This is a genomic window from Lutibacter sp. (assembly GCF_030692605.1).
Classification (GTDB): Bacteria; Bacteroidota; Bacteroidia; order Flavobacteriales; family Flavobacteriaceae; genus Lutibacter.
Genome location: NZ_JAUYUD010000116.1, coordinates 1 through 9,857, shown reverse-complemented (window position 1 = coordinate 9,857; position 9,857 = coordinate 1). Strand labels below are relative to the sequence as shown.

Here is a 9,857-nt window from a genome sequence, read left to right as displayed (position 1 = left end):
AAACACAGTGCATCTCTAAAGGAAAAGAACACAAAAAATTTGAATTTGGCAATAAAGCATCTTTTGTTTACACCCAAAATACAGGTGTGATTGTTGGAGCAATGGGTTTTAGAAATGAGTTTGATGGCCATATCTTGGAACCAGCATTGGAACAAACAGAAAGACTCGTTGGAAAAGCTCCAAAAAAAGCCGCAGTTGACCAAGGTTATAGAGGCTGAAAACAAATTGGAGAAACACAAATTCAGTTGCCAAAACCCTTCAATGACAAGACCCAAACAAAGTATCAGCAGAAAAAACTAAAAGAAGCCCATAAGAAAAGAGCCGCAATAGAACCCGTAATCGGACATCTTAAAACAGACCATCGATTAGGAAGAAACTTCTACAAAGGAATTGTGGGCAATAACATCAATATTATGCTTGCCGCAGCTGCTTATAACTTCAAAAGGATGATGAACAAGTGGAAATTATCTTATTGCCAATTTTTTCAAAAACTTTATTCTTTAATTGAATTGATGATTTATAAAATATTTTGGCTAAATAAAGCTTTTTAAGGATTGACTAAATAGTAATTATTTAATTGTATTATTCATTAGCTATGAATCATTATATTTTAAAGATATTATATTAATTTCTTTTAGGGAATTAAATTTAAATTATTATTAATTTTATTTCACTGTACAAACACCATACAAAATTGAAAATAAAAAAAACAGTAACTAATTGTTTTACAATTAATTACGGTTTTAAAAAGCGGAGAAAGAGGGTTTGTGGTGATGTGGGTAAAGACCCTTCGACTGCACTCATGGAGACATAATGGGAGTGCTATATAAACAGATCCCAGTAAAGCTGATGATGACATTTTTGGAATTATGGTATTAATTAACTTTCAAATTCCAATTTATTTTTTCTAGTCTTGATGTAATTAGAAGTAACGTTTTGAGTATTTCACTTTCATCTGGGTATGTTCCAAAAACCAATGTTTTAAAACTACCTTGATATGTTCCTTTTAATAGTTTCCACGTTTTTTCTGGTTGGCTAAACAATAGAGCTTCCTTAGGGTGGTTTGCTAAATATTCATTGTTATTTTTAAAACTTATTAAATCATCTGTTGCTACTTTTAATAACATTTCATCAAAATTTTTAGAATTAAAGAATTTTTTAACTTCTTCATTTTTTAGTAATTGATGAATATCGTAGGTATGTCTAATTTTATTATTTAAATCTTCAATTGCATTTTCAGTATAAGAAAATCGAACCAAACTCATTATTTTTTCACACAAGGTTCTTTTTATATCTAATGCTAAAACATCAAAAGGTAACAATCCATATTGTTCTGCTAATTTTTCTTGTTTTGTACTTAACATCATTTCATAAATATAGGATGAAACCCTTTTTGTCTCATAAGGTTCGTGATGTCCTAATCTGGTTGCTTCAACAATGATAGTATCTCTAATTTGACCGAATTCTCCTTTAAAAGCTTTTGGATAGGTGTGTGCCGTTTTACGAACCATTCCAATTCTATGAGTAATGTCTTTTTCTTCTATTTCCGGTAATAGTTTAGCTACAGCTGTTGTAACTTCTTTTAACTTTTTCTTCAAATAATGATCCGATTGATTGTCGTTTTTTAAGATAATTAAATCGATATCTTCTGAAAAACGTTCTATAATACCATAACATTTAGACAATGCAGTTCCTCCTTTAAATACAATCTCTTTGCCTAATGGGCTTTTGTACAAATGGTATAATACAAACGTTACCCAATAGTCTTTTTCAACATAAATATCTTTAATGTTTTTTTGTGCTGCTGTAAACTTTACTGCATCTTTAAATAACTCTATATTTTCGTGAAGGTTCATTTGATATTCCAGTTTTTAGCAGTTGGTAAAATAGTTTCTGAAACAGATAAATTATACGTTGTTATTGGGTTTAAAGATTTTTGAAGCATCTCCGTGTTTTGATTGCTATCTATTTGTTGAAATAATGCACCTACTAACGCTCTTGTTGCTGGCGGATATTTTAATGCCAGTTTTTTTAGCTGCTCTTGCTCTTCCTCGGATAAGTCCGTTAGTAATGTAAGCAAACGAATACAGGAATTATTGATAGTTGCATCTGGAATGTCTTTTATAAAACGAATTGTATCTAACAATCTAAGTAACGGTATGTTTTGTTTGGTAATGGTATTTTTTTGCTTGATAAATGCTATTTTAAATCTACCCCGTTGTAGCGAAGATCGAATTTCATTTTTAGCAATTTGTATTATATTACTTACTTGCGTTGTAAAACCCATTGCATTGTAATAAGTATATCCCGTAATATACCCTACTAATTTTCCGTTTTTCTCTAATAAATCTTTTACAATTTGATTTTGTTCTGGCAATAGATTTCCAAAAACAGTACTTTGAGGCTTGTAATATTTACCTTTTGAAAGCTTCTCGATTTTTCCTGAAGCTACCATTCTGTTTAGGTGTTTAATAATAGCTTCTCGCTTTGTTACCTTAGATATAAAATCTATATAGGTGAATATATACCCTTTTGGCAGTCTATTTATCTTATCTTCTATGTAAACGGATGCTTTCACTTTTTTAATTTTATACAAATGTAGTAAAAATGTCCAGTTTATTTATTAAAAAACTGGACATTTATTTTTGGAGTCTCTTTTTTATTTTTTCTAATTTTTAGAATGGGATCCTAAAACATACTTCGACAAGCTCAGCATGACATCTTCAGAGTGACGACATTATTTTCTTTTGTCTTTTGAGTTTTTCTCGAAACTAATAAGGTTAAACATCTACTCACTCATTTTATATTGGTATTGGTGTTCGTGGATATTTAACCTTACTTTCTCTTATCTGTTGAAGCTTGATCAAAACTAATAAGGTTAAACATCTCTCTCAATCTACTTCTTACTCGATTACCATATCTTTTTTCGAGTTCTTGAGCGTTGAGGTTTGTGGTGATGTGGGTTTTAGTTTTCCATTTTGAAGAATGAGATACTGAAACAACACTTCGACTCCGCTCAGTGACCTGTTCAGGATGACGCGTAAATAAATCATAGCGAGAGAGTAGTATCTCTCCCATCACATTGCATTCTTTTGCATAGTGAGAACCAGTTGGCTCTACTCCAAGATCATCAAAGCAGTAATTTTTGGTTTCGTTGTATTTTTCGAGCACTTCAAAACCGGATGCGTTGAAATTAAATACGATATTGCGTGTTGGAATGATTTCATAGTTTGTTTTGTGAGGTGCTAAATGTGGTAATAGTTTCATTAGGGATGTTTTTCCACAACCTACAGGACCTGAAAGCAATAAGCCTTTGTTGGTGTCGATTCCCATTTGAGCACAGCTGTAGTGATCTTGTATGAAGTAACAACATAGTTTAAAAAGTAACGGTTCGTCTTCTTTGTAGATTCTGAAGTTTTTGCCAAAAAGGATGTGACCTTTGATGTTGAGGTAGGTTTTTATTTTTTCGAAATCGTATTGAACAGTGTTGTTTTTTATTTCTCCGATTTGGAATTTTGAAGTTCCTTCGGTTTTGATGTGTGGTTGTGGTTTCATAGCTATTGGTTTTTAGTGTTTGAATTTCCTTTACGTTCAAGAAATTAATTTTTAGGTTTCTTTTGTGTTCTTTTCATTTTGCCTTGATGCAAAACGAAACAAAAAATCAAGCCTTGGATTTTCGGCGGTCAAATAAGTTTTTGAATCCTAAAAGAAATGAACTCGCTACGCTCAAACAGAATTTCTTTTTACGGATTCTTCAAACTGTTGACACTCGCCTGCCAAATCCTAGGGCGGTATTTATTTTTTTAAAGTGGTTCATTGTAATTTTTGTTATTGTTGGTGTGGAGGTTGTCCCATTTTTGGACTGGTGGCAAATCGCTGTTTTTTTTCTTTGTGAATTTTTCTGCTTTTAGCATCCAGTTTTCTGCTGCTGCTTGCCAATTTTCAATTGGATTGATTCCTTTTTTCCAACCAACGGCTTCATAGTGATTGAAAAATTTTTCGGCTTCTATTTTAGGCCATTCTTTTTCTTTGAAAAAAAATAAAATATCCTTTTTAATAGTTTTTTTTATGTTTATATCTTTATCATGTTTGTATATGTTTAAATAAGGACCCGATACTTGTACACTACCTGTATCACTTTTAGTGTAGGTTCGGTTCACTACTTGTTCAATAGGTGTACCTATTTCGAACATCTTAATACTGCTTCCAATTTGAGGGTTATAGGAAGGTAAATATTCTAAATATTGCCACTTATGTAAATCTTTGAGACATTTGTGGTAGGTGCCTTTTGAACCGATTCTGGATAATGACATAATTTCGTTTCTATTGATGTAAAATTCATCTGAAAATCTTGCGTTATTCCATTGATAGAAAAGCACTACATACATGCTTACGTGTGTTGCATTTAAACGCTTGTCTTGGCTTAATTCTAGAAAGAAGGAGTTAAGATGCTTTATGTAATTTATTTCGGGCATTTGATTAGTAGGTGTGCTGAATTTTATTTTCTTTCATCACTTTGTAGATTTCATCAGCATCGTAGAAAATGATACCCCCAATTTTTGTGTAGGGTAGAGTTCCGTTGATTCTAAGTGTTTGAAGTGTTCCAGGGCTGACTTTTAATAACTTCATCATTTCTGCAGATTTTAGGTATTTTTTGGTACCAGCGGATGAGGTTGTTTTTAGTAACGTTTTGATGTCTTCTAATAACTCGATTTTGAATTCTCTTAAATCGTCTGTTGTGATAATTGCTGTTGGCATTGTTTTTTGTTTTTGAATTAATTAAACTGTTTTTCAGCTATTTGGCTTTCATTATACAAAGCTGCTAAGTTTTGTTGAGATTCTTTAGGTAGTCGTTAGGTAGTACCTAGAAAATTTAACATTTGTAAAAAGTTAAATTGTTGTAAGTGAGTAATTTGGTTAAAAATATTTTTTCAAATATTTAAAAAGTGAAGCGTATTTTGATTTACACTTTTGAAAACGTATAAATTATAATGAAAAATAGCTGTTTTTCACTCCGAAAACAGTGCAAAAAATGGTTTTAGGTAGTCGTTAGGTAGTACCTAAAAAAATTAACACTTTTAAAAGAGTAACTTCTTTGTCTTTAAATTGTTATGAAAATTATGATTATGAATTTATTTTTTGAATTAGGTTAAATTTCAGTAAATCTAGGAATTTTGTAGGGTCTTTTTCTCTAGCTTTTATTTGTCCAAAAGTTTTGTGTATGTTGCCTAATTCTATACCAAAAAGTTCTTCACAAATTTCGCCTAATTTTTTAATTTCTGAATTTCCGTTTTGAAATGCTCCAGAAGTATGAAGTGCAAATAATAATTCTATTAAATCGGTTTTTGAAGCAGTCCAAGATAAATCTCTTAATATTGTTGGTTTTACTTCTTCAACAATAACATTGGTTTCATTTGTTTTAAGAGTTTCCAGTTCTTTAGCATAAAATTTTGTAAGTAAATCTTGCGTTACAATTTGTGAAACTAAATGGTCGTGACTGGTTGAGAATTCAGGGTCGTCAGAATTATAATTTGTATTAATGAACAAATCTAGTTGGTTATTACCTCTCAAAAAATAGAAATGATCTAATTTACTTTCTTCAAGTCTGTAATACTTTATAAATTCTAAAAGTTTAGATTTTTCTATATCTAATTTATTTAATTCACGGTTGATGTAATTACGTTGTTTTGTTATACCAACAGATGGAAATTCTAATAGATAGGTATTTAATTTTAAATAGAAATTTAGTCTTCCCTGTATATAAGGTTTTTGTTTTTTAAAAAAAGTGATTTCATCTTTTACAGAAGTGAAATCACTTTTTCTTAATTCTAATCTTAATTGTTGTAAGCATTCTTTGGATATTTTAATGCTTTCTTTTAGGATACTTAATTTTTGGAGATTGGTTTTTTTAATATTATTAATGGCAATATCGAAATTATCGATAATTCCGGTAATTTTTTTCATAGATGATATTTTCAATTTCAAGCATTCAAAAATAAATAAACTAACTTGAAAAAACACCTAAATTATCTTTTAATCTGAACCAGTTGATTTGCTTTTAGTTAGCTGATTTTTTTCTTTATTTATGTTTAATATTAGCTTTAATGCATTCATATCATCGCTCACTTTTCTGTCTAAAATCTTTGCATAATGCTGTGTGGTTTTTAAAGATTTATGACCTAACATTTTGCTTACAGATTCAATTGGCACTCCATTGGTTAGGGTTACTGTAGTTGCAAATGTATGACGAGCCAAGTGGAACGTTAGATTTTTTGAGATACCACATAGGTCTGCAATTTCTTTTAAGTACGCATTCATTTTTTGATTGCTGAGTACCGGGAGTAGTTTTTGACCATTACTAACTTCTGGGTGTTCTGCGTATTTTTCTAAAATAGCAGCTGCAGTTGGTAAAATGGGAATGCTACTTCTTGTATCGGTTTTAGTACGTTTTGTCTTAATCCAACGTTCACCATCAATACCTATAACTACGTCATTTTTACACAATTTTTTCACATCTGCATAAGCTAAACCAGTAAAGCAACAGAAAATGAATATATCTTTTACTTGGTCTAATCGCAAAGTATGCAATTGCTTTTTAACCATTTTTTGAATTTCTTCTTCCGATAAAAATTCTCTATCCACAATTTTTAAACGAGCTTTCCAATTAAAGAAAGGATCTTTGCTTATCCAATCGTTTGCATACGCAATACGAATTATCTTTTTAAAATTGGTAATGTATTTAATAGCTGTGTTGTGACTGCAATTTCTAACCGTTTTAAGGTAGTATTCAAAACCGGTTATAAATTTATGGTCTACTTCTTTAACAGGGATGTCATCAAGTTTGTATTCTAATTTAATATAATCTTCTACGTGCATTTTAGCAGTTCGATAGCGTTCAGCTGTTCCAGGTGCAAAGTCTTTTCCAATTAGTTTTTCAACTTGCTTGTTGTGCTCTTTAAAAATTTCAAGCAACATTTTAACAGCCTCGTTTTTTCCTAAATAGGAATCTCTTATTTTTTCAGCAGTAAAGGGAATGTTCTTTTCAATTAATTTTTCGTGTATTTTCAAGATTTTATGTTGAATCATATCCAAAAATTGATTGACATCCTTTGTTTCTACCGAAAAACCTTTGGCTCTTCCAGCTTCAGAGCTCCATTTATTGATGTCGATTTTTCGTTGGGTGCTTAGCTCCGAACGCCTACCATTTACAGTGATTCTCATATAAATCATTGTTTTTCCATTTGTATCTGCTTTGGTCTTTTTAATGTAAAAAAGGAGGGTGAAGGAATATTTCATAGTTTTTTCAATTTTTATAGTATAAATATACAAAAAAATATTTAAAAGTGACCTCTCGTAAGCCTAATAAAATAAGGTGATTCAGTAAAATTCGGTGTCAGTTGGTTAGTTTTAGTAACTGACACCGAATCTCACCCTTTTAGTTGATGAAATATGATGTATTTTGGTATTTCCCTAAAATTAAAAAGTCCCGTAAACATAGTATTTACAGGACTTTGTGAGAAATTGTATAAATTTCAGCGGAGAAAGAGGGATTCGAACCCCCGGACCTGTTACAGTCAACAGTTTTCAAGACTGCCGCATTCGACCACTCTGCCATTTCTCCTTTAGCGAGGGCAAATATAAAACCCTTTTTTGTTTTGCTCAAACTTTTAGACGTTTTTTTTGCCAATTAATTCAATAAAAAATAAATACATTTGTTTATCAATTAAATATATGAGTAACTCAGTAGAAATTATTGTATTAATAGGTGTAGGATTTATTACAGGAACCATAAATACAATTGCTGGAGGTGGGTCTCTATTGTCATTACCAATTCTTATTTTTTTAGGTTTACCACCAAATGTTGCTAATGGAACTAATCGAATTGGCATTTTATTTCAAAGTATATCAACCACAGCCGGATTTAAAAGTAAAGGCGTTTCAACATTTCCTTTTAGCATATACATAAGTATTTCAGCATTAATTGGTTCATTGTTGGGGGCGCAAATAGCCATTGATATAAAAGGAGAAACATTTAATAAAATTTTGGCCATAGTTATGGTTTTGGTTGTTGTTTATATGTTTTTCGATTCTAAATACAAGCAGCAAAACCTACTGGAACGTTCAACTGGTAAAAACTTATGGTTGAGTATTTTACTTTTCTTTTTTGTAGGTGTTTATGGTGGTTTTATTCAAGCAGGTGTTGGTTTTATAATGTTATTTGTGTTGTCTTCTGTTAATAATTTTTCATTAGTAAAAAGTAATGCTATTAAGGTTTTTGTAACGCTGGTTTTTACCATTGCTTCATTATCTATTTTTATTTTTAATGATAAAATTAATTGGAAATATGGACTACTTTTAGCTATAGGAAGTGCAATTGGAGGTTGGGTTGCTAGTAGATGGTCTGTTAGTAAAGGCGATGGTTTAGTGAAAAAGTTTATGATTATTATGGTTGTGATTATGGCAATAAAACTGTGGTTTTTTTAAATTTATTTCATCCAAAAAATACCCCCGCTGTAATTTTCTTTTTTTACATTTGTTTAATAACTAGAATCTATGTCAAATACATTTGGAAAAATATTTACACTTACTACTTTTGGAGAATCTCACGGCGAAGCAATTGGCGGTATTATTGATGGATGCCCAGCTGGGATTGAATTGAATTTTGAAGCTATTCAAAAAGATATGGATAGAAGGAAACCTGGACAATCTAAAATTGTAACACAGCGCAAGGAACCTGATGAAGTCAAGTTTTTATCTGGTATTTTTGAAGGTAAAACTACAGGTGCGTCTATTGGATTTATAATAGAAAATGTGCATCAGCGCTCAAGCGATTATTCGCATATAAAAGATGCTTTTAGGCCATCACATGCCGATTATACTTATGAAAAAAAATATGGTAATCGAGATTATCGTGGTGGTGGAAGAACTTCTGCGCGCGAAACAGCTAATTGGGTTGTTGGCGGAGCGGTTGCGAAACAAGCAATTCCAAATATAAAAATTAATGCATTTACTTCTTCGGTGGGTGATATTTTTATGGAAAAATCGTATCAAGATGTCGATTTTTCTAAAATAGAAAGTAATATCGTTCGTTGTCCAGATGAGGCTTCAGCAGAAAAAATGGTTGCTCGTATCGAGGAAATTAAAAAACAAGGAGATACTATAGGAGGAACTATTACTTGTGTTGTTCAAAATGTGCCTGTTGGATGGGGTGAACCTATTTTTGATAAATTACATGCGCAATTGGGTAAGGCAATGCTGTCTATAAATGCAGTAAAAGGTTTTGAATATGGAAGCGGATTTTGTGGTGCAAAAATGAAAGGTAGTGAACATAACGATCTATTTAATCCTGATGGAACCACACAAACTAACCTATCTGGTGGTATTCAAGGCGGAATAAGCAACGGAATGGATATTTATTTTAGAGTTGCATTTAAACCTGTTGCTACTATTATGCAAGTTCAAGATACCATTGATAAAGATGGTAATAGTGTTGAAATAATTGGTAAAGGGCGTCACGATCCTTGTGTTGTGCCACGCGCGGTGCCAATTGTAGAAGCATTGGCGGCAATGGTTTTAGCAGATTTTATGTTGTTGAATAAATAAGGAAAGCTGTTTTTTTAAATGAACTGCTGTGTCAACTCTTTTGTTTTCAAAAGAATAATTTAGATTCCAAACAACAATATGATTTAAAGCAGTTAGTAACTTTTTATAGACACTGTGTCTGTTGCACAATTCAGAGTAAATATAGCTAAAAAAGGTTGTAAAATTTCACAGAAATTAGTACTTTCATGGTATGCAAGGCAAGAAAGACTATCAGGAAAAATTATTCGCTCATTTTCAGTTAAGTGAGCGAGTAC

The 9,857-nt window shown here is 31.4% G+C and carries 10 protein-coding genes, 1 tRNA gene and 1 pseudogene; 4 read left to right on the top strand and 8 right to left on the bottom strand.

Going from position 1 to position 9,857, the window contains the following annotated elements:
• Together Q8S45_RS14000 and Q8S45_RS13995 are read left to right on the top strand one after the other, a co-directional pair.
• Positions 1 to 218 (top strand): annotated as a pseudogene (locus Q8S45_RS14000) (IS5/IS1182 family transposase); the annotation flags it as partial.
• A gap of 27 nt (positions 219 to 245) precedes the next feature.
• Positions 246 to 551: a transposase gene (locus tag Q8S45_RS13995; RefSeq protein ID WP_371133025.1), complete on the top strand. Its 306-nt coding sequence runs from the start codon at positions 246 to 248 to the stop codon at positions 549 to 551.
• A gap of 324 nt (positions 552 to 875) precedes the next feature.
• Here the strand turns inward: Q8S45_RS13995 and Q8S45_RS12600 are convergent, their stop codons facing one another.
• From Q8S45_RS12600 to Q8S45_RS12565, 8 genes are all read right to left on the bottom strand, one after another.
• Positions 876 to 1,856 (bottom strand): nucleotidyl transferase AbiEii/AbiGii toxin family protein, encoded by a 981-nt coding sequence (locus Q8S45_RS12600; RefSeq protein ID WP_305605454.1) that lies wholly within the window; start codon positions 1,854 to 1,856, stop codon positions 876 to 878.
• On the bottom strand, positions 1,853 to 2,578 hold the full coding sequence (locus tag Q8S45_RS12595; RefSeq protein ID WP_305605451.1) for a DUF6088 family protein: 726 nt from the start codon (positions 2,576 to 2,578) through the stop codon (positions 1,853 to 1,855). The genes Q8S45_RS12600 and Q8S45_RS12595 overlap by 4 nt, the downstream gene beginning before the upstream one ends.
• Positions 2,579 to 2,835: 257 nt before the next feature.
• Complete coding sequence (locus Q8S45_RS12590) at positions 2,836 to 3,555, bottom strand: ATPase (RefSeq protein ID WP_305605448.1); 720 nt, start codon at positions 3,553 to 3,555, stop codon at positions 2,836 to 2,838.
• A 248-nt stretch (positions 3,556 to 3,803) separates the two neighbouring features.
• A complete protein-coding gene (locus tag Q8S45_RS12585) occupies positions 3,804 to 4,475 on the bottom strand; it encodes a hypothetical protein (RefSeq protein ID WP_305605445.1) in 672 nt (223 codons plus the stop codon).
• A 4-nt stretch (positions 4,476 to 4,479) separates the two neighbouring features.
• On the bottom strand, positions 4,480 to 4,758 hold the full coding sequence (locus tag Q8S45_RS12580) for a helix-turn-helix domain-containing protein (protein ID WP_305605442.1): 279 nt from the start codon (positions 4,756 to 4,758) through the stop codon (positions 4,480 to 4,482).
• Positions 4,759 to 5,124: 366 nt separating this feature from the next.
• Positions 5,125 to 5,964, bottom strand: coding sequence for an RteC domain-containing protein (locus tag Q8S45_RS12575; RefSeq protein WP_305605439.1), 840 nt, complete (start codon positions 5,962 to 5,964; stop codon positions 5,125 to 5,127).
• A 69-nt stretch (positions 5,965 to 6,033) separates the two neighbouring features.
• Entirely contained in the window at positions 6,034 to 7,296 is a 1,263-nt protein-coding gene (locus Q8S45_RS12570) for a site-specific integrase (RefSeq protein ID WP_305605436.1), read from the bottom strand.
• A gap of 240 nt (positions 7,297 to 7,536) precedes the next feature.
• A tRNA-Ser gene (locus Q8S45_RS12565) sits at positions 7,537 to 7,621 on the bottom strand.
• Between the two features lie 110 nt (positions 7,622 to 7,731).
• Between Q8S45_RS12565 and Q8S45_RS12560 the strand changes: the two genes are divergently transcribed.
• Positions 7,732 to 8,484, top strand: a complete 753-nt coding sequence (locus Q8S45_RS12560; protein ID WP_305605433.1) for a sulfite exporter TauE/SafE family protein — start codon at positions 7,732 to 7,734, stop codon at positions 8,482 to 8,484.
• 69 nt (positions 8,485 to 8,553) lie between these two features.
• A complete protein-coding gene (gene aroC, locus Q8S45_RS12555; RefSeq protein ID WP_305605430.1) occupies positions 8,554 to 9,603 on the top strand; it encodes a chorismate synthase in 1,050 nt (349 codons plus the stop codon).
• Positions 9,604 to 9,857 lie beyond the last annotated feature (254 nt).

Coding starts and splice junctions, on each gene's coding strand:
- Q8S45_RS12580 (WP_305605442.1), bottom strand. CDS start 4,758: ATGCCAACAGCAATTATCACAACAGACGATTTAAGAGAATTCAAAATC.
- aroC (WP_305605430.1), top strand. CDS start 8,554: ATGTCAAATACATTTGGAAAAATATTTACACTTACTACTTTTGGAGAA.
- Q8S45_RS12585 (WP_305605445.1), bottom strand. CDS start 4,475: ATGCCCGAAATAAATTACATAAAGCATCTTAACTCCTTCTTTCTAGAA.
- Q8S45_RS12575 (WP_305605439.1), bottom strand. CDS start 5,964: ATGAAAAAAATTACCGGAATTATCGATAATTTCGATATTGCCATTAAT.
- Q8S45_RS12570 (WP_305605436.1), bottom strand. CDS start 7,296: ATGAAATATTCCTTCACCCTCCTTTTTTACATTAAAAAGACCAAAGCA.
- Q8S45_RS12590 (WP_305605448.1), bottom strand. CDS start 3,555: ATGAAACCACAACCACACATCAAAACCGAAGGAACTTCAAAATTCCAA.
- Q8S45_RS12560 (WP_305605433.1), top strand. CDS start 7,732: ATGAGTAACTCAGTAGAAATTATTGTATTAATAGGTGTAGGATTTATT.
- Q8S45_RS12600 (WP_305605454.1), bottom strand. CDS start 1,856: ATGAACCTTCACGAAAATATAGAGTTATTTAAAGATGCAGTAAAGTTT.